Source organism: Acidipropionibacterium virtanenii (assembly GCF_003325455.1).
Classification (GTDB): Bacteria; Actinomycetota; Actinomycetes; order Propionibacteriales; family Propionibacteriaceae; genus Acidipropionibacterium; species Acidipropionibacterium virtanenii.
The window spans coordinates 2,921,092-2,939,738 of record NZ_CP025198.1 but is presented as its reverse complement, the minus strand read 5'-3'; the positions used below and the strand labels follow the sequence as shown (position 1 = coordinate 2,939,738).

18 protein-coding genes are annotated in these 18,647 nt (G+C 66.7%); 10 read left to right on the top strand and 8 right to left on the bottom strand.

All coding sequences use genetic code 11. The features are described 5' to 3' along the window. Positions 1 to 43: 43 nt before the first annotated feature. From JS278_RS13650 to JS278_RS13640, 3 genes are read left to right on the top strand one after another with little or no spacing between them, the layout of a single operon-like run. A complete protein-coding gene (locus tag JS278_RS13650) occupies positions 44 to 901 on the top strand; it encodes a glycosyltransferase family 2 protein (protein WP_181833742.1) in 858 nt (285 codons plus the stop codon). Continuing rightward, complete coding sequence (locus JS278_RS13645; RefSeq protein ID WP_114045669.1) at positions 898 to 2,028, top strand: hypothetical protein; 1,131 nt, start codon at positions 898 to 900, stop codon at positions 2,026 to 2,028. The genes JS278_RS13650 and JS278_RS13645 overlap by 4 nt, the downstream gene beginning before the upstream one ends. Beyond that, a complete protein-coding gene (locus JS278_RS13640; protein WP_114045668.1) occupies positions 2,025 to 3,347 on the top strand; it encodes an O-antigen polymerase in 1,323 nt (440 codons plus the stop codon). Before JS278_RS13645 ends, JS278_RS13640 begins: the two co-directional genes overlap by 4 nt. Here JS278_RS13640 and JS278_RS13635 read toward each other — a convergent pair. The 5 genes from JS278_RS13635 to treZ all read right to left on the bottom strand — a co-directional run bounded on the left by JS278_RS13635 (position 3,298) and on the right by treZ (position 7,023). Then, positions 3,298 to 3,741, bottom strand: a complete 444-nt coding sequence (locus JS278_RS13635) for a VanZ family protein (RefSeq protein ID WP_181833741.1) — start codon at positions 3,739 to 3,741, stop codon at positions 3,298 to 3,300. The two genes, JS278_RS13640 and JS278_RS13635, sit on opposite strands and share 50 nt — an antisense overlap. Before the next feature lie 186 nt (positions 3,742 to 3,927). Beyond that, positions 3,928 to 4,107 (bottom strand): hypothetical protein, encoded by a 180-nt coding sequence (locus JS278_RS13630; protein ID WP_220149981.1) that lies wholly within the window; start codon positions 4,105 to 4,107, stop codon positions 3,928 to 3,930. A 165-nt stretch (positions 4,108 to 4,272) separates the two neighbouring features. Further along, on the bottom strand, positions 4,273 to 4,533 hold the full coding sequence (locus tag JS278_RS15900) for a hypothetical protein (RefSeq protein ID WP_147243223.1): 261 nt from the start codon (positions 4,531 to 4,533) through the stop codon (positions 4,273 to 4,275). 137 nt (positions 4,534 to 4,670) lie between these two features. Then, complete coding sequence (locus tag JS278_RS13625) at positions 4,671 to 5,126, bottom strand: excisionase family DNA-binding protein (RefSeq protein ID WP_114045665.1); 456 nt, start codon at positions 5,124 to 5,126, stop codon at positions 4,671 to 4,673. A 136-nt stretch (positions 5,127 to 5,262) separates the two neighbouring features. Continuing rightward, on the bottom strand, positions 5,263 to 7,023 hold the full coding sequence (gene treZ / locus JS278_RS13620; RefSeq protein ID WP_114045664.1) for a malto-oligosyltrehalose trehalohydrolase: 1,761 nt from the start codon (positions 7,021 to 7,023) through the stop codon (positions 5,263 to 5,265). An 83-nt stretch (positions 7,024 to 7,106) separates the two neighbouring features. On the opposite strand from treZ, the gene JS278_RS16810 reads away from it, so the two are divergent. Both JS278_RS16810 and JS278_RS15895 read left to right on the top strand, forming a co-directional pair. After that, positions 7,107 to 7,322: a type II toxin-antitoxin system HicA family toxin gene (locus JS278_RS16810; protein ID WP_114045663.1), complete on the top strand. Its 216-nt coding sequence runs from the start codon at positions 7,107 to 7,109 to the stop codon at positions 7,320 to 7,322. Between the two features lie 218 nt (positions 7,323 to 7,540). Then, a complete protein-coding gene (locus JS278_RS15895; protein ID WP_147243222.1) occupies positions 7,541 to 7,765 on the top strand; it encodes a hypothetical protein in 225 nt (74 codons plus the stop codon). A 13-nt stretch (positions 7,766 to 7,778) separates the two neighbouring features. Here JS278_RS15895 and JS278_RS13605 read toward each other — a convergent pair whose 3' ends face one another. Next, positions 7,779 to 7,946: a helix-turn-helix domain-containing protein gene (locus JS278_RS13605; protein ID WP_220149980.1), complete on the bottom strand. Its 168-nt coding sequence runs from the start codon at positions 7,944 to 7,946 to the stop codon at positions 7,779 to 7,781. A gap of 150 nt (positions 7,947 to 8,096) precedes the next feature. Between JS278_RS13605 and JS278_RS13600 the strand changes: the two genes are divergently transcribed. Continuing rightward, positions 8,097 to 9,035: a PDDEXK family nuclease gene (locus tag JS278_RS13600; RefSeq protein WP_114046344.1), complete on the top strand. Its 939-nt coding sequence runs from the start codon at positions 8,097 to 8,099 to the stop codon at positions 9,033 to 9,035. An 89-nt stretch (positions 9,036 to 9,124) separates the two neighbouring features. Here JS278_RS13600 and treY read toward each other — a convergent pair whose 3' ends face one another. After that, a complete protein-coding gene (treY, locus tag JS278_RS13595; protein WP_114045660.1) occupies positions 9,125 to 11,671 on the bottom strand; it encodes a malto-oligosyltrehalose synthase in 2,547 nt (848 codons plus the stop codon). Positions 11,672 to 11,831: 160 nt separating this feature from the next. Here treY and JS278_RS13590 point away from each other — a divergent pair, with 160 nt between their 5' ends. From JS278_RS13590 to JS278_RS13575, 4 genes are all read left to right on the top strand, one after another. Further along, entirely contained in the window at positions 11,832 to 13,259 is a 1,428-nt protein-coding gene (locus JS278_RS13590; protein ID WP_114045659.1) for an MFS transporter, read from the top strand. A gap of 130 nt (positions 13,260 to 13,389) precedes the next feature. After that, positions 13,390 to 13,980, top strand: coding sequence for a PadR family transcriptional regulator (locus JS278_RS13585; RefSeq protein WP_114045658.1), 591 nt, complete (start codon positions 13,390 to 13,392; stop codon positions 13,978 to 13,980). Between the two features lie 11 nt (positions 13,981 to 13,991). Beyond that, the gene (locus tag JS278_RS13580; RefSeq protein ID WP_114045657.1) at positions 13,992 to 15,752 is read left to right on the top strand and encodes an ABC1 kinase family protein; all 1,761 of its coding nucleotides are present in this window, start codon (positions 13,992 to 13,994) and stop codon (positions 15,750 to 15,752) included. Between the two features lie 230 nt (positions 15,753 to 15,982). Further along, complete coding sequence (locus tag JS278_RS13575; RefSeq protein ID WP_147243221.1) at positions 15,983 to 16,924, top strand: hypothetical protein; 942 nt, start codon at positions 15,983 to 15,985, stop codon at positions 16,922 to 16,924. Positions 16,925 to 17,030: 106 nt separating this feature from the next. Here the strand turns inward: JS278_RS13575 and JS278_RS13570 are convergent, their stop codons facing one another. Next, a complete protein-coding gene (locus JS278_RS13570) occupies positions 17,031 to 18,383 on the bottom strand; it encodes an APC family permease (RefSeq protein ID WP_114045655.1) in 1,353 nt (450 codons plus the stop codon). Between the last annotated feature and the right edge of the window lie 264 nt (positions 18,384 to 18,647).

Here is an 18,647-nt window from a genome sequence, read left to right as displayed (position 1 = left end):
TGGCTTCAGGGGGGTCACGCCCATGAGCTGTTCTGGAATTGTCGTGGTCATTCCGACACTGGGGCGCTCGCCACATTACCGGAGGCTGTTCGAGAGCCTTTCGGAACAGACAATCGCGCCAGACCATGTGGTAGTCGTCGTTCAGGGCGATCACGACGCCGTCGAGCGGAGCGCAGCGGGTACGCCTGACCTGCCGATAGAGATCGTTCATCACAGTCCGGGGCTGTCCGCGTCCAGGAACTATGGAATCGAATGCTGTGGCACCCACTGGCGTGGAGTCTTGATTCCCGATGACGATCTGTGGCTTGCGGACACGACGATCGAGCATGCCGCGACGCTGGCCAACGCACCATCGGAACGAATCATGGTGTATGCCGGACGAGTGTCGAGGCCAGCATCGTCCAGAGATCGCGTTCAGTATCTGAACGAGGCTCAGGAACTGGATCGGAGAACCGTCTGGAAGAGCGCGCTCGAGGGAGGACTCCTGATATCACGAGAAGCGTTCATGGCGACGGGAGGGTTTGACGAGGCGCTCGGTCTGGGCTCACCGGGACCGTATCAGTCCGGAGAGGGTACCGACCTGCTTCTGCGAGTGATGGATGCGGGCGGTTCCGTCGAGTTCGAGCCGCAGCTCCAGTTCTATGAGGACGAGCCAGGCCTCCCCCGGTCTGAGATGCTCACGAAGGTGCGGTCATACGCCCGCGGTACCGGCCGTGTGTACCGGATGCGGTATGGCGCCGCCGGCAGGTCGGGACTGGTGCTGAGAACGGTCGCGAAGCTCACTCTGTGTCTTGCCAGGCGTGACGGACTCGGAGTCGCGAGGAGCTGGAATGAGCTTCTCGGACGGGTCGAGGGGCTCACCGGGTGGGTAGCGTCACCGAAGACGGGACGCACCGCATGATGGCTCGGTCCGGCTCGGGGCTTGCCGATTCCCTGGGGAGCATCGTCTCGGCCGGTCTGGCGGCCGTGATCCCGATCGGCGTCCTCAGCGGTTCCGGCTCGGTGTACGGCATCCGGCGCGCCGGCATCATCTCTGTCTGCCTGGCGCTCGCCGCTTATCTGGCCCAAGTGCTCACCGCCGTATGCATCGAGGCGCCCCTCTACGGTGGCGGCCGGCGCGGCGAGCTCCCCACCGTGGTCTTCGCGGCCGGCTTTCTGGGCTGCGTGCTCTGGGGAGCCGGCGTCACAGGCTCGGTGATCGCCGTGGCCGGCCTGTTCCTCATGATCCCGGCCCTGGAATGCGCCAGAGCCTCGGCGGTGCTCCAGGGAGGCTGGCGGCGGGAGCTCATCGTCGGCGCACTGCTGGCGGCCGGGGTCGCCTGGACCCTGATCTCCAGAGGCCCCGTCGCCCTGCACATCGGAGTCGCCGTCGCGGTGGCCGGCGCGATGCTCATCCGGATGCCTCCCCGGTGGGCGGGCTTCCCGCTTCCCCGGGGCGGCCAGTGGTGGGTGGTCGCCGAGACCGCTCTGGTGGGCTCGGTGCAGCCCATTGCCCTGTCGGTGGCCTACGGGGGCCTGGGGGCCGAGGCCGCGACCGGGCTCAAGTTCGTGCTGTCATCTGCCAACATCGTCTCGCCGGTGCTGTATTTCCTGCGGCTGAGACTGCTCTCGCGCCGGTCCGTGCGTGACATCGGGCTGGCGTGCGTTCTCCTGGTTCTGGGATGCGGCGCCATTCTCGCCTTCCAGGCGGCCGGTGCGTTCGATCTCGCCTTCGGACCGACTTGGTCGGCGGTGAGCCTGGGCATGCTGGTGGCCGGAATCGTGTGGAAGGGTCTGTCGGCCGGCACCACCATCCCCTTCACGGCCCTGCGCCGCTCGGGTGAGGGCGCCGTGGTCATCACGGTTCGCCTCATCGCGACCGCTCTGTTCATCGCCGCATCAGTGATCGCCGTCAATGCCGTCGGCACCGTCATCGGCGTCCTGACCGGATTCGTGATCAGCGAGGCGCTGTCCTGGATCCTGTTCGCAGTCGCGGCACGCCGCTTCGGCGTAGGGGCGAACGTCTCCCGGAAGGGGAAGGCGTCGTGACCCGCAAAGGGCCGGCCCCGTTCCGGAACTGGCCGGCATGGCTGAACCCCGCGGTCGTCATCGTGGCATTCACCGGTTCGCTGTCCCTCATCACGGTGATGCTCCCGGATTCGTTGTTCGAGGAGTGGGGCGTCGCCAAGATATTCGATCGCACCCACGCGCTGCTCACCTGGATCGGTATCGGAGCGCTACTGGTCGGGATAATGTTCGGAAATGGCTCATCCGATCGTGGTGGAGACATGCATGGCCATGGAGATCATGATGATCTCCTGAACAAGTGGTATAAGGGAGCTGGGATTCTGGTGTGCCTAGGCTATATCGCCTGGGGTATTATAGCGCTCACCCGTGGCCTCGACGTCTCATTGTTTCAGGCGGTTCTGGATCGGGATCTGGGAGCGATCTCGAATCTCAAGGGTTACCTCACCCCGGTTGGTGGCGTGACCACTGTCACTCAGCTGGCCGGCATCGTCTCGGCTGTCGGTGCTCATCGCTTCGTCCGGACCCGACGGGTTGGTCGCCTGTGGATCCTCGTGGTGGTCGCCGGGTTGCTTCGGGCGCTCTTCTACGCCGAGCGACTTGCTCTCATGGAGGTGCTCATCCCAGCCGCTCTGGTGCTCGTCCTCGAATCAAGCTTCTTCACGGCGCGCCGCGGCCTTACCCGGTGGCTCCCGGCGGTCGGTTTAGTGGGCATGGTTGTCGTTTTCGCGGTCTCGGAGTACTTCCGGAGCTGGATCTTCTACTCCGACGTGACTGACCTCCCGTTCGTCGTGTGGGTTCTGCTCCGGCTCGTCGGCTATTACGCGACCGCGTTCAACAACAATGCGCTATTCTATGATCTTGGATCAGCTGTACGACATGACCCGTATTACACATTTCCGTTCGCCTACGATTTCCCTGGGATATCTCTGATATTCGGGCGTCCGAAGGTTCACGGCGCCGACGTCAGTGATTGGTGGATAGGTCAGTTGCAGCTATATGCCAATGAGGAGTTCAACAACAGTGGATCATTCCTGGTTCCGATGGCTGATCTTGGGGTCGTCGGGGGAGTGCTGTTCTGGGTGCTCGTCGGCATCGCCATTGGAAAGGTGTACCGCCGTGCATGCTCAGGATGCGAGGTCGGCGTCGTCGCCTACTCGGTGCTCTTCCTCGGCCTGCTGGAACTGCCCCGATTCACCTACTGGACGCTGGGGCGGTTCTTCCCGGTGATCGTGGCAGTCATCCTGATGTTCGGTTATGACCGTGTGGCGGCCCGGCGAAGGTCGGCCGGTGTCAGGAAAGCAGTTTCGGCGTCCGGCGGTCCGACCGACAGGCACGTGTGAGACTCGCCAAGAGCGCGCCAATCCAAGCTCCAATGCTGTTCTCGATCACGTTCCAGATGTCCGGGCGTCGGGAGAGTTCCGGTAGTAGATACTGCGCGGTCTCAGCTCCCACGCTGGCCAGCATCCCGACAAGTCCCCACACCCATACTGGGACTCGTCGCCATGCCATTCCAAGCAGGAAGGTCAACGGGATGAAGGCGATGATGTTGCTCGCAATGTCACCTAGGGCCGTGGGGGAGACATGGGAGATCCGGTTGGCGATCCGCTGGATTTGCATGCCGACGTTGTACTTGAACGTGCCGATCGCTTGGGGATCGGGAAGCAGAACTGCGGCCGCGATGGCGATCAGGTAGAGCGGCACGGCCAGCCGGGCGATCACTGTCCCGGAGCCCACACGCGGATTCTCGTGTCCCTCGTTCGGGGGATACTCTGGGGTCAGTGGACTTCTCGGAGTCTGGACGGCGTGCTCCCAGAACCCTGTGCCCTGTTCGGGGGACGGGCGGGAATCGGTATAGCCGCTGCGCGGAGAAGTCACATGTTCACGGTACGGGGCTGCTTCAACAGTGATGCGAACAGCGGGTCAGGCGGCTCGCACCACCACGACCCCCGGACCCTCAAGTGACACCCTGGTGTCCGTCACTGCGAGCTCGCCCCAGGCGGCCAGCGTCGTCATGCCGTGAAACGCCGTCGTGAGTGCTACGTCCACCTTGACGGTGCCGGTGGCCCGGGTGGTGATGATGGCCAGACTGCCTCGCACCATGATCACCGTGTCGTCGTCCGGGCATGTCACCTCAACAAGTGACAGATCTGGTGAGTGCAGCAGCGCCAGCTGGCGGGCAGCTTGCACGCGTCGATGCCAGCCCGAGGAACGGGGGCACCGGCTCTGGATACCGCGGTTAGCAAGTCGCCGAGCCCTCGTAAAGACCTAAAGACCGTAGCCGTCGCGTGACAGCACTTTGAGAGCCTCTCTGACGGTTCGCGCGAACGATGGGCGGCCGGATTTTATCAGCGCATCATCAAGCTGAATATGTTTGGGTTGGCTCTTCCAGTAGGAAAGTTGTTCTCCCGTGACGATACCTACGCAGTGTGGATCCGACTGGCCGATGAGTTCGAAAAAATCGTCTGGTGTATAAACGTTGTAGTGGGCATCGTCGGCGTTGAAGTCTTCAGCGTCGTTGCTTGTCAAGAGGATGTCTGCGCGGCAGGCGACGGCGGCTGCATGGACGTGGTAGTCGCCCTCGTCTTTTCCTGTGAAGGTAAGATTGTCTGGAAATTCATCGAGCCACCGTCTATAAAGTACCTGTCTGCGTGGCCACCCGTGGCTCAGCCCAGGTCGTCGAACTCCTCGATGTGCTCCAGGTCGAGCGACCGCAGCTCATCGAACGCGGAGCGTCGTTCCTCGTCGCGCGTCTTCTTGAAAGTCATAACGTCCTCGCGATGGAAGCGGGTGTGGGTGCCCACCTTGAAGGAGGCCAGCCGTCCGTCCTTGGCCCACTTCGTCACCGTGGGTCGTGACACGTTGAGGAGTTCGGCTGCGGTTGTCGTCGTCAGTTCCTCGGGAAAGCGCTCAATACGAACGGATCCCGTCTCCGCCAATGAGCTGAGGGCTTGGTGCAACACACGTTCGACAGATAGCGGGAGCTCATGGAGGGTGCCGTCGGCAGCCTCTAAGGTAAGTCGGAGCTGCTGGGCGTCGGCGTCATGCACTGACGACTTCGCGTCCTGCACGGTCGCCTCATCCACGTCGATGCGTCTGGTCATCTGCACAGCCGTTGTCATGGCTCCTCCTCTCGCGCTGTTGTATGAAGGTATCACATTTTCACTTGCAAGTGTAAGAGCGGAGTCGCGAACGTGGGCGGCCTTGGGGGTGCGGAGGCACTGCCGGCCCAGGGTGAGGCTACGGCGGAGTGAGTCTTTAGGCTCGCCGTGCCCGGATCACCACAGCCCCGGGTCCGTCGAAGGCGACAAGGGTGTCCTCCAGCTCCGCGGTGTCCCAGCTCGCCAGGTTCTCCAGGCCGCCGGGGCCGAGCACCTTGGCCACGTCCACCTCGACCGTGTCGGTAGCCCGGGTGGAGATCACCGCCAGGCTGCCTCGGACCATGACCACCGTGTCGTCGTCCGGGCATGTCACCTCAACAAGGGACAGATCAGGCGACCTCAGCTCCGGGTACTCGGTGCGCAACCGCAGCAAGGTCCGGTACCAGGCGAGCATCCGGGTGTGGCCGTCGTCCTCCCGCTCGTCCCATCGCAGCTTCGCCGATTCGAACGTCTCCGGATCCTCCGGGTCGGGGATGTCTCCGGCCCAGCCGGTGTCGGCGAACTCCTCGCGGCGTCCCCTGGTCACCAGGGGCGCCAGGTCGGGCCCCATGTCGCAGAAGTAGGGGAATGGCGTCGAGGTGGCCCACTCTTCGCCCATGAACAGCATCGGGGTGAAGGGGCCCAGCAGATACAGCGCCGCCGCTGCGGCCTGGAACCCATCGTTCGCCCCGTGATTGACGCGGTCGCCGACCGCCCGGTTGCCGACCTGGTCGTGGTCCTGGATGAAGACCACGAAGGAATGCCCGTCGTAGTGCTCGCCGCGCGGATCCACCGGCGCGCCCCAGGGCTTCTCGCGGAAGGTCGACCAGCCGCCGTCGTGGACGAATGCCCGGGTCAGCGCCTTGGCCAGCACCTCCGCGGAGCCGAAGTCGACGTAGTAGCCCTGAGTCTCACCGGTGAAGAAGGCGTGCAGCGCATGGTGGACGTCATCGGCCCACTGCATCCCCATCCCTCTGGCCCCCGGCACCGAACCCACTGGCGACACGGTGGCCGGCTGGTTGACGTCGGACTCGGCGATCAGCGTCAGCGGCCACCCTGTCTCCTCGCTCCAGAGCGCCGCATTGCGGGACAACTCGGCCAGGAAGTGCTCCGGGGAGTCATCGGTAAGGGCATGGACGGCGTCCAGCCTCAGCCCGTCCATGCCGAAATCGACCAGCCACTGGCGGGCGTTGGCCAGCAGGAAATCGCGCACCGGCCGGGCGTGCTCCCCGTCCAGGTTGACCGCTTCGCCCCACGGCGTCTCATGGGCCGGATTGAAGTACGGCCCGAACTGCGCCAGATAGTTTCCCTCGGGCCCCAGATGGTTGTAGACGACGTCGAGCACCACCCCGAGCCCGCGCTCATGGGCGGCGTCGATGAAGCGCAGGAAGGCCGCCGGGCCGCCGTAGTTCGCGTTCGTCGCGAACAGGTCGACGCCGTCGTAGCCCCAGTTGCGGAAGCCGGGGGTCTGGGCGACCGGCATCACCTCCACCGCCTCGACGCCCAACCCGACCAGGCTGTCGAGGTGCTCGATCGCCGCATCGAAGGTGCCCTCGCTGGTGAAGGCGCCCACATGCAGTTCGTAGAGCACCTTCCCGCGCAGGTCCATGCCCGTCCACGGCGGGCGGGGCGACGCCGTGGGGTCGAAGACCTCCGAGGGGCCATGCACCCCCTCGGGCTGGAGGAGGGACCGCGGGTCGGGGAGCGGATCGCCGCCGTCCAGACTGAACGCGTACCGCTGACCGGGATGCACCCGTCGGTCGAGCACCCACCAGTCGGCGTCGTGGGTCAGCGGAATCCGCTCTCCGTCCAGGATCACGTCGACGCGGGAGGGTTTCGGGGCCCAGACGCTGATCTGCCCGTAGTCGCGAGGAGTCACGCCCCCACGGTAGCCGGGCGATGATCGACAGATCACCACAAGTGCCCCTTGATATGGAAAACAGCCGGGGCTAGTATTACGACGTGGTCAGGCCGCAGACGTACCGAGTGGTATCGCGGTTCCTGGCCGCCAGAGGGTGGAGAAGGATTCGGACGCGAGGAAGCCATGAGATCTGGGAGTCGCCCGATGGGCGGGCCAAAGTGACTGTTGTGGCTCATGAGGGAATCGTGTCGGCCGGCGTGGTGCGGCAGATTCAGGCGCACTTCCCGGATGACACCGAAGCAGCTGGATGGAGGTAGGAGCCGTAATGACGGTGCATCAGGCCAGAACATGGGTCGATACGGATGGAGTGTGGACGATCGAGGTGCCATCGTTGACGTCGCCGGCTCCTGATGGGACGTCCGTTCCCGCCACAGGAGCGGCGACGAGTTGGAGCGGAGTCGAGTCGTCCGCCCGCGATCTCATCGCTGCATGGATCGACGCGGAACCGGGTGACGTACAGGTCGAGGTGCATGTCGTGGTGCCTGACATCGTGATCGAGCTCTGGCACGAGGGCCACGACCTCGAGGAGCAGGCGCGCAGAGATCTGGACCGGGCCGCCCGGATCCGCCGTCATGCCGCGAGCCTCGCCCGGGATGCCGGCTATCCGTCGGGGGCGACGGCGCTGGCCCTCGGGATCAGTCAGCAGCGTGTCGCTCAACTCGCTCCGGGGAGACGTGGCCGATCCGGAGCGGGAGGATGACCCGCGCCCGTCCTCAGTGGGAGAGCTGCTGAACGCGTTGCCGGGAGATTCCGAGCACGGCCGCGGCGTCGGCCTGGGACAATCCCTCCTCGCGGAGCGCATGAACTGCGCGCCGACGCAGGGTGGCGGCGTCCTCCAGAGCGGCCCGGCCCTCCTCCTCGCGTGCCCGGGCGCCGATCACGTCGTCCTCGACTTCCTGTGGGGGTTCGTGGCGGATCTTCGTGCGAACTCACACGAAGATCCGCCACGAATGTGGTGAGCCTCGGAGTTGTCCACAGATCTGGCCGCAGACCCTGGCCACATCGGGATGTGTTAGCGCATGCTCAGTGCCATGCACCCCATGACGCGAGTGCCCGATGCCGTCGTCTGGCTGCTCAACGAGCAGGAGGGCGTCATCAGCCGCGCCCAGGCTCTGCGGCACGGGCTGACCGACGCCGGCATCCGCCACTTCACGGCGTCAGGAACGTGGCGTGCCCTGAGCGCCGGCATTTACGCGGCGGGCCACCCGTCATGGCTCCAGCTCGCATGGGCCGGTGTGCTCATAGCCGGTCCGGGCGCCGCACTCGGAGGAGCTGCCGCCGTCCATCTGCTCGGTATCGCGGATCCGCCCGGCGTGATAGACGTCTGGTGCCCCGGCAAGGTCTCGAGCGTCTTACGCCGAGAGCCGTACTGGCGATTCCACCGCGGCGCTCGGCGATCGCTCGGATCACCGCCCCGCACCACCGCCGAGGAAGCGATCCTCACCCTCTGCTCACAAGGGTCGCTGGACGACATCGGCGGGTGGCTCTCCAAAGCCCTGTTCAAGCGGATCACCACACCCGATCGGCTGCGCCGGGCCGTCGTCCAGAAACCGAAACTCCGCCAGCGCGCGCTGATCCTGGAAACTCTCACGGTGGTGGCGGGAGGCTCCGAGAGCCCGATGGAGGTGCGGTTCAAGCGGGACGTCGAGAAGGCCCACGGCCTGCCCTCGCCGAGCCGCCAGAAGTGCTACTCGCGCGGCAGGAAGTCCGACCTGGGGTACACGGAGTACGGGCTGATCGCCGAACTCGACGGCATGATCGGCCACCGGGGAGCCGGGGAGATCCGCGACGCGCGCAGGGACGCCGAGCACCTCGTGGCAGGACTCGCCATCCTGCGGTTCGGGTGGAGTGACGTCGCGGGGCACCCCTGCGAGACGGCCGCCATCATGGCACGAGTGCTGCGGGCGAGGGGCTGGAGGGGAAAGCCCCATGACTGCCCACGATGTCAGAAGGGGCTCGCGTCGGATTGATGGCGAATCCTTGTCCGAGTTCTCACCAGGATTCGCCGCCAATGTGGCGATGACTCGGAAGGCGCCGTGGAGGCGAGGGATGACCCTTCTCACTCCTCGGGAACCAGCAGGGCCACCGGGAGCGACTCCAGCAGCTCGGCCAGATTCACCTCCCCGCCCGGCCAGCCCCGGCCCGTCAACAGGTCGCGGAAGGAGCCCTCGGGCAGCACCACCTGATGGTCCTTCCAGCCGCCCCGCTCGGCCAGCACACCGGCCAGTCGGGTCGCCACGGTGATCGACGTCATCCGCTCGGCCCCGGCGGTCGACCGGGAGAACGCCACCGCATGGCCGGTGGTCGCGGCCACCGGGCGGTAGACGGCGTCCTGCCCCCGGAAGGCCTCCGGATGCTGCCGTCGAATCCTCAGCGCCGACGCCGTCACCAGCAGCTTCTCGGCATCCAGCCTTTCGGCCTCCGGGATCCCGGCCAGCGGATCCTCCGACCCGAAACGGATCCGCCCCAGCAGGTCGTCGCGGTAGTCCAGATCGACCGGGCGGCGGTTGTCCGGATCGACCAGGGACAGATCGACCACCTCGCAGCCCTGGTAGACGTCGGGCACCCCCGGCATGGTGAGCTGCACCAGCTTGCGGCCCAGGATCGCGGCCCGGGTGGCCTGACAGGTGGTCCCGGTGAAGCCGTCGAGCAGCTCGCCCACCGACGGATCCGTGAGACAGCCGGTGGCCAGATCCAGCACCGCCTGCTCGTAGTCGGCGTCCACCTCGGTCCAGGTGGTGCGGGTCTTGGCCTCGCGCATCGCCTTGGTGAGATAGCCCGACAGCCGTTCGGCGCTGATCGGTTCGGCCCCCGCGGCGGTCCCCGCGAGCCGCCAGGTGCCCGCCAGGGTCTGCCAGACCAGATTGGCCGTGGCGCCGTCGACCAGATCCGAGCGCGGCTCCTCGGCGTACTTCTCCAGGTCGGCGACCAGCTGCTCCCAGTCCCGCGGGAACTCCAGCAGTACCCCCAGCCGGGCGCGCACGTCCGAGGACCGCTTCGTGTCGTGGGTGCTCATCGTCGTCATCGTGGTGGGCCAGTCGCGGGCCAGGTCGGCGGCGAAACTGTGGAAGTCGTCGGGGGAGACGCCCACCAGCCCGGGATCCGATCCCACCTCGTTGACGCCGGTGAACCGGGTGTAGCGGTAGAAGGCGGTGTCCTCCTTGGCCTTGGCCATCACCGGCCCGCAGGTCTGGGCGAACCGGGTGATGAACTCGTCGCGATCTGCCTGGGCGTAGGGGTCGCGGGCCGGACCGACGGTGCCGCAGGCCAGCGAGACGATGAGATCGAGGGTGTCGGACTCGTCGGCGTCCAGGCGCACCCGGGCCCGCTCGGCGGCCCTGGTGATCACGGCGACCTCGTCCTCATCGGCCTCGATGCCCGGCTCGATGTAGGCGCGGTAGCGGTCCATCGCGGCCAGCAGCTCGATGATCGCCCGCCCCAGCTGTCGGCGGGTGTGATCGCGCAGCATGATGTCGGAGGCGCAGATCGATACCGCCACCTCCGTCAGCCGGCTCACCTCGGCGAACAGCATGTCGCCGATCACCTCGTGCTTGGCCTTGTCCAGGGTCGACGAGAAGGACGGCGCCGGAGTGTCGGGAGTACTGGCCAGGCGCTCCCAGATGTCGTTCAGGCCCGGAAGACCGGCCGACTCGTTGAACAGCCCGTCGACCCGCAGCAGGGAGTCGTAGCCGGTGGTACCGGCGCAGGGGAAGTCTTTCGGCAGGGTCTCGGAAGGCTCCAGGATCTTCTCCACCACCACCCACGCCCCGCCGGTGGCCTCGCGCAGGTCGTCGAGGTATTTGCGCGGATTCGCCAGGCCGTCCGGGTGATCGATCCGGAAGCCGTCGACCATGCCGTCGGCGTGCAGTTCGAGGAGCTTGGCGTGGCTGATCCGGAAGACCTCCTCGTCCTCGACGCGGATCGCCGCCAGGGTGTCGACGTTGAAGAAGCGCCGGTAGTTCAGTTCGTCACTGGCGACCTTCCAGTAGGCCAGCCGGTACCACTGCTGATCGAGCAGGGAGGCCAGCGGCAGGTCGTCGGTGCCGGGGCGGACGGGGAAGACGTGGTCGTAGTAGACCACGACGCTCTGGCGCTCGGTGCCGCCGTCGATCCGCGGCACGTCACGAGTCTCCAGATGGATGTTTCCACTGGCCAGCTCCGTACCGATTCTCTCGCCCAGCACCGGCATGAGCACCGACAGGGAGTTCGACAGGTCGATGTCGAACCAGCCCGAGAAGGGGGAGGAGGGCCCCTCCCGCAGCGCGTTCCACAGCGGCAGGTTGTGCCACAGCGGGGTGGGCACGGCCATGTGATTGGGCACAACGTCGACCACCACGCCGATGCCGCGCTCGTGGGCGGCCGAGCACAGCCGCCTGAAGGCGTCCTCCCCGCCGCACTCGGCCGAGATGCGGGTGTGGTCGACGACGTCGTAGCCGTGGGTGGATCCGGGGGCGGCCTGGAGGATCGGGGAGCAGAACAGGTGGGAGACGCCCAGCGATGCGAGGTAGTCCAGCCGCCCCAGCGCGTCGTCGTAGGTGAAGTCCGCACTGAACTGCAATCGGTAGGTGCCGGACGGAGTGCTGAAGGAGGAGGACGTCACGATCACAGAGTACGGGCCGTGCCATGGCCCGGTGCGCGTCCGGGGGCACTCGAGCCGCACTCGGGCCGCACTCGGGAGCCGTCCGCCGGCCACGACGTCAACAACGGATGTCCACGATATGGATGGTGAGTGTCAGGTATCGAGACGAGGGGGAGAATTCACAGCTGTGAGTAACGCAATCGACACATCCCCGCAGCAGACGGCTACTGCGCCCTCCGGCAACACGAAGTTCCGGATCATCCTGTCGTCCCTGGTGGGGACGACGATTGAGTTCTACGACTTCTACGCCTACGCGACGGCCGCCATCTCCGTCTTCCCCTTCCTGTTCTTCCACTCCAGCTCCGAGACCGGCGCGCTGCTGGCCTCGCTGGCCACCTTCGGCGTCGCCTTCATCGCCCGCCCGGTGGGATCGGTGGTCTTCGGCCACTTCGGCGACCGCGCCGGGCGCAAGACCACCCTGGTGGCCTCCCTGCTCACCATGGGCGTGGCCACCGTCATCATCGGCCTGCTGCCGACCTTCTACCAGATCGGCCTCTGGGCGCCCGCGATGCTGTCGATCATGAGGTTCTGCCAGGGCATGGGCCTGGGCGGCGAATGGTCCGGCGCCTCCCTGCTGGCCGGCGAGAACGCCCGCAAGGGCAGGCGCGGATTCGACTCGATGTGGCCCCAGCTCGGCGCTCCCATCGGCTTCCTGCTGGCCAACGGGTTCTTCCTCGTCCTGACTCTGACGATGAACTACGACTCCACCACCGCCGGCACCAACCACACCTTCCTGGTGTGGGGCTGGCGGTTGCCCTTCCTGTTCTCCGCGGTGATCGTGGCTCTGGGTCTGTACGTCCGGTTCAAGCTGGAGGAGACCCCGGCCTTCCAGAGGACGAAGGACCGCGGCGAGGTGGTCAAGGCGCCGGTCGCCCAGGCCTTCCGCACCTCCTGGCGCCAGATCGTGCAGGGCACCTTCCTCATGCTGGCTACCTACACGCTGTTCTACCTGATGACCACCTGGATCCTGTCGTACGCCATCGGCAAGACGTCGGCCGGCTTCCTCGGCATCGGATACCAGCGGTTCCTGGTGGTCCAGCTCATCACCATCCTCGCCTTCGCCGCCACCATCCCGCTGTCGGGGTGGCTGGGCGATCGGATGGGGCGCAAGCGCTTCCTCACCTGGACCACCGTGGCCATCATGGTCTTCGGCTGCACCTTCAACCTCTTCCTCAACCCGAAGCGGATGGGCACCGGAGACAGCGCGAATATCGCCCTGATGGTGGTCTTCATGCTCATCGGCATGGCGCTGATGGGCCTGACCTTCGGCATCCAGTCGGCCCTGCTGCCCGAACTCTTCCCGACCAACGTCCGCTACACCGGATCGGCGATCGCCTACAACGTCGCCTCGATCCTCGGTGCCGCTGTGGCCCCCTTCATCGCCACCTGGCTGGCGAGCTCCTACGGTCCAGGCTGGGTGGGCGTCTACCTGCTGGCGATGGCGGCCCTGACCCTGGTGGCCTGCTTCTCCATCCCCGAGACCAAGGACCGCGACCTCGTCGACTTCGAGCCCGCCGCCGTGGAGGCGGAGGCCGAGACCGTCCCGGTGAGCTGAGACTCGACGGTCGGCCTTCCCGACTCGACGGCTGGTGGGAGACCTCTTTTGTTCGACAAGTAGCGATATATCGTTGATGTATCGCTGATCAGGGGCGCACCCGGCGTCCGCGATTCGAGGAGGAGAGATCATGTCACAGCATCCAGATGACCGGCCCGGCCCCTGCCACGGACCCCACCACAGTCGCGACCGGAACTACCCGCCGTCCCCCTGGGACGTCGTCGACGCGTTCCGCGACCTCGCCGCAGGGCGTTCCGAGCGCCACCCGCACCCGGGCCCGCGGATGGGCCGCGGCGACGTCCGCGCCGCGATCCTCGAGCTTCTCGCCGAGGAACCGATGCACGGATACCAGATCATCCGCGAGATCGAGAGCCGTAGCCACGGCGTCTGGAAGCCCAGCGCCGGATCGGTCTACCCGACCCTCCAGATGCTCGCCGACGAGGGACTGGTCGAGGTGGAGGAGTCCGAGGGCCGCAAGACCTACCGGCTCACGGACTCCGGCCGCGACGAGGCCGGGGAGGACCGGGAACGGCCCGCGCCCTGGGAGACTGCTGCGGCCCAGACCGTCGGCCGGGCGGTGGAACTGCCGAAGGCGGCCTCCAAGCTGGCCCAGGCCGTCGCCCAGGTGGTCCGCGGAGGCAGCCCTGAACAGATCGACGCCGCCGTCAGGGTGGTCGACGACGCCCGCCGTAAGCTCTACTCGATTCTTGCCGAGGAGTGAGGAACCGGCTGGTGAGCGACGACCACGCGCAGATTGAACGCGCCGGTGGGACGGTCCAGCAGGCCGATCCGCCGGCGCGTTCCAGCAGGAGGAGACGGCACGCGCTGAGGACCCGGTACAACCGGATCCTCCGCTTCGCCGCGTCGCAGATCATCCGTCTGTGGTGGTTCGACATCCTGCTGCCGCGGATCGGTCTGGGGAGGTTCTCGCAACGCGGTCAAGAGGCCCGGATGAGGGCCTCGGCGCGCACCTTCCATGACCTGGTCGCCGATCTCGGTGGACTGATGATCAAGCTCGGTCAGTTCATGTCCACCCGGATGGACGTGCTCCCGGCCGAGGTCACCGTCGAGCTGGCCGGGCTCCAGGACGAGGCCCCCGCGGTGCCCTTCGACGACGTCCGCCGGCTCGCTGAGGAGAGCCTGCGCGCACCGCTGGGCGACGTCTACGAGAGTTTCGAGGCCACACCCATGGCCGCCGCCTCCCTGGGACAGGTGCACCGGGCCAGGCTGGCTCCGGACAATGCCCGGATCGCCGGCTTCCGCGACGTCGTCGTCAAGGTGCAGCGGCCGGGGATCGGGGAGGTCGTCGACACCGATCTGTCGGCCCTTCGGAAGGTCGCCCGCTGGTTGATGCGGTTCCGGTTCATCGCCGACCGGGTCGACGCGTCGGCTCTGGTCGAGGAGTTCGGACGCATCAGCAGGCTTGAGATCGACTACCTCAATGAGGGTGCCAACGCCGAGCGCTTCGCCGAGGAGAGCGGAGGGGATTCGCGGATCGGGTATCCGCGCGTGGCGTGGGAGCAGACCACCCGGCGGGTACTGACCCTCTCCGACGTCAGCGCTGTCAAGATCAAGGATCTGGAGGGCATCCGGGCGGCCGGAATCGATCCCGGCCAGGTGGCCCGTGAGCTCGCGTCGGTGCTCTTCGACCAGCTCTTCGGCACCGGGTTCTTCCACGCGGACCCTCATCCGGGCAATCTCTTCGTCACTCCGCTGGACCCCGACGGTGCGAGGGCGGCCGGTCAGGGCTGGGTGCTCACCTTCGTCGACTTCGGGATGATGGGGCAGGTGCCCCCGGCTCTGAAGGGCGGCCTGCGCGAGGCCATGATCGCTATCGGGTCGCGGGACGGCCAGCGGCTCGTCAAGGCGATGAAGGACATGGATGTGCTGCTGCCCACCGCCGACATCGGGCAGCTGGAGAGGCTCGTCATCGAACTGTTCGAGCAATTCGGCGGGATGGGGTTCAACGAGCTGCGCCATGTGGACCCGTCCCGGTTCATCAGGCTCGGGAGGCGGTTCCGCGAACTCATGGAGGCGATGCCCTTCCAGCTGCCCCAGGACTTCCTGCTCATCATCCGGACCGTCTCGCTGCTCTCGGGTCTGTGCCAGTCGCTGGATCCGGACTACAACATCTGGGATGCGGTACAGCCCTACGCCGCCCGTCTCATCGAGGAGGAGGGCGGGGGGCCGACCGAGCAGGCGGCCCGTGAGGTCGTGGGCACGCTGCGGGTGCTGGCCGAACTGCCGAGGCGCGCCGACCACATCATCTCCCTGGTGGAACGGGGCCAGCTGTCGGTGGAGACCCCCGAGATCGATCGGCTGTTGAAGCGGATCGAGCGGGCCATCGGGCGGGTGATCTCCGCGATCGTCTTCGTCGGGCTGCTCCTCGGGGGGATCCTGCTCCATCCGGTCAATGCGCCGCTGGGAATCGTCCTGATGGCGGTCTCGGCGATCCCGCTGCTCCACGCGCTGTTCTTCGGCAACGGGCGGTAGCTGGTCGAAGAGGGATCGGCCCCGCCGGTCCCCTCTGCGCATTCTGCTAGCTGGAGGCGTGATTTCACACGAATCTTGTCGGAACCGCACCTCCAGCTAGTGATTCGCGCACACGAACCGAGTGCAACGGTGCTGCGACCAGTCATCCACAGGATCGGCGGTCTCGAAAAGTTCTCCACAGATTGCTCTGCGAAGTGCAGATCGGCCCTCGCGACAACGAGAACTGGGGTGTGAGGATCTTTGAACTGCTCGAGTCGCGCTCCGTCATCCGAATACCGACCGCCGGCCCGTTGCGACACCAGGCTCGCCGCGCTGTGATGGCCGGCCTGGCCATCCGGCCGTTACCGGGAATCGTGATGTCCACCCGGGTTGAGGGGGATCCCCGGGCATGGATCTACGCCAACTGGTTGTGGCGACCCACCTCGGTGATCACCGGGCGCGCCGCCCTGAGCCTTCAGATGCGGCCCCGGCTGAACATCCAGACAGTCGATGCGCTGCTCCCGTACCGATATGCAGATCGGGGTCTGTTCCGCTTCCACTACTCCTCGCTGCCCGGGGAACTCATCACAGACCTCGAGACGGGACTCGCGGCGGTGCCCGCGGCCGCAGCTCTTTTCCTGGGATCCCGCGACGACTGGGCACCGATCTGCGATGCGCTGCGCACCGGAGCGGTGACCGCCGAGGAGATCCGCGAGGCGCGGGATCTCCTGCCACGCCGGGCCGATGCCCGTCTGATGAACCGAACGGTGCGGTACATCGGCGAGTCGCCCTGGTCGGTACCCGAGCTGGAACTCCACGAGCTGTTCCGGCTGGTGGGGATCACCGGCTGGAAGGGGAATCTGCCGGTCCGGCTGAATGTGAACGAGGGGGGCAGAACCAGCCTCAAGGAGCGCTCTCCCGACGCCGCATTCGAGGCCGAGAAGCTGGCGGTGGAGGTGAACAGCGAGCAGTATCACAACAGCGCCGATGCCTTCGCCAAGGACACTTTGCGGGCGAGATGGTTCGCCTCGGCCGGCTGGAGGCAGTTCCCGGTGACTCCCGCTCAACTGCGGAGCAACCCCAACGACTTCCTGGCCGATCTGTGTTCCCGTCTGCATCGCGCGCACCGCCCGGCGAGCCTCTCGCGGGTCCGCTATCAGCCCGGGGCTCCCTTCTGGCGGATCCTGCCGTGAGGTGGTGCGCATTCTGCTAGCTGGAGAGGCTATCCCGGACGAATCCTGTCTGGATCCGGTCTCCAGCTAGCAGAATGCGCACGGGGTCAGGGCCGGGGCTGGCGGGTCAGGGCCGACGCTCCCGGACCACGAGCACCACCACCCCGATGACCAGCCAGACGGCCGCGATCGCCAGGGCCAGGTGGGCCGCCAGCGCCAGCACGACGGCGATGATGACCGCCCCGATCACCGGGATCGCGATGTGGCGGCCTCGCTGCTCGGTGCGCCGTCCGCGCACGTAGTAGCCGATGACCGCGGCGTGAAGGAACAGGAAGCCCACCAGGGCGCCCACCGTGACCATCGAGGACAGCACCTCCAGACCGTCGTCGCGCACGGCCGCGGCGACGGCGATGATGATGGTGAACACCGCCGAGACCAGCACCGCGGTACGCGGGGTGCGGGTGCGCGGGTCCACGGTCGCCAGGGCCTTCGGGAGGGCGCCGTCGCGGGCCATCCCGAACATCAGCCGGCTCACCGCCGCCTGGGCCACCAGAGCCGAGAAGACCGGGCCGATCGCCTTGGTGAGGGTGAGCGTGGTGCCGAACCAGCGGCCGATCTCGGTGTCGAGCATCTGGTAGAAGGCGGTGCCCTGCTCAGCCTGGTGGGCATTGAGGTAGTCGGGCGTCAACGGCGACAGCAGCGCGCCCAGGTAGGTCTGGACCACGAAGAGCGCCCCCGCCAGAATCAGGCAGAACTGCAGGGCCTTCGAGACCTGCCTGCTGGATCCGGTGGTCTCCTCGGCGAAGCTGGCAATGGCATCGAAACCGAGGAAGGCCAGCACGGCCACCGAGACGGCGCCGAGTACCCCGGCGACATCGAACCCGCCGACTCCGGTCAGCGGGGAGAGCCAGTCGCGTTGGGCCCCGTCGCCGGCCAGAACCACCAAGGCCGCCACGACGAAGATCGCCAGCACCACCACCTCGATGGCGAGCATCACGAATCCGACGACCGCTGCCGTCTTCACCCCGGCCAGATTCAGCCCGGTGATGAGCAGGATGCCGATGAGGGTGAACACCCAGACCGGAATCGCGGGAACCAGCTGGTGGGCGGCGATGCCGGTGAACAGGGAGGCCATCGACGGGATGAACAGGTAATCCAGACCGATCATCCAGCCGGCGACGAATCCGGGACGCGGCCCCAGCCCTGCCGAGGCGTAGGCGAAGACCGATCCGGCCAGCGGCACCGCCCGCGACATCCGCGCGTAGGACCACGCGGTGAAGGCCATCGCCAGAGTGGCGATCACGAAGACCAGGCCGATCGCCCCGCAGCTTCGGGCGTCGAGGACGCCGAAGGTGCCCATCGGGGCCGTCGGGCCGATGAACAGCAGGCCGTAGACGATCAGATCCCGCAGCGTCAGGCTGCGCCTCAGCCCGGGGCCGTCCTGCGTCATTGGTGCCGTGCCGGCCTCATCCTTCGCCATGTCAGCTCCTCGTCCGTGACAGTTCCGCCGGGAACAACGCCGCCGCCCCGCCCGGTCATTCCCGCCGGGCCCGGCCGACCCGGTGGCGGGGCGGCGCGAGGAACATCCAGGACAGGCCAGGGAATGGCTGTCAGACTGTTGGGCATGGATTCAATGGTTTAGTCCGGAGACTGCTCCGGCGGACGATCATCCCGATGGTGGAGATCGCGGCCTACGAATGCCTGACCGATTCCCGCATCCTCGACGCCCTCACCGACACCGACG

What these genes read in the sequence shown, in the direction of transcription:
- JS278_RS13585 (WP_114045658.1), top strand. Translation starts at nt 13,390, where the DNA reads ATGTCACAGCATCCAGATGACCGGCCCGGCCCCTGCCACGGACCCCAC.
- JS278_RS13570 (WP_114045655.1), bottom strand. Translation starts at nt 18,383, where the DNA reads ATGGCGAAGGATGAGGCCGGCACGGCACCAATGACGCAGGACGGCCCC.
- JS278_RS13600 (WP_114046344.1), top strand. Translation starts at nt 8,097, where the DNA reads ATGCACCCCATGACGCGAGTGCCCGATGCCGTCGTCTGGCTGCTCAAC.
- JS278_RS13645 (WP_114045669.1), top strand. Translation starts at nt 898, where the DNA reads ATGATGGCTCGGTCCGGCTCGGGGCTTGCCGATTCCCTGGGGAGCATC.
- JS278_RS13625 (WP_114045665.1), bottom strand. Translation starts at nt 5,126, where the DNA reads ATGACAACGGCTGTGCAGATGACCAGACGCATCGACGTGGATGAGGCG.
- JS278_RS13630 (WP_220149981.1), bottom strand. Translation starts at nt 4,107, where the DNA reads ATGGTGCGAGGCAGTCTGGCCATCATCACCACCCGGGCCACCGGCACC.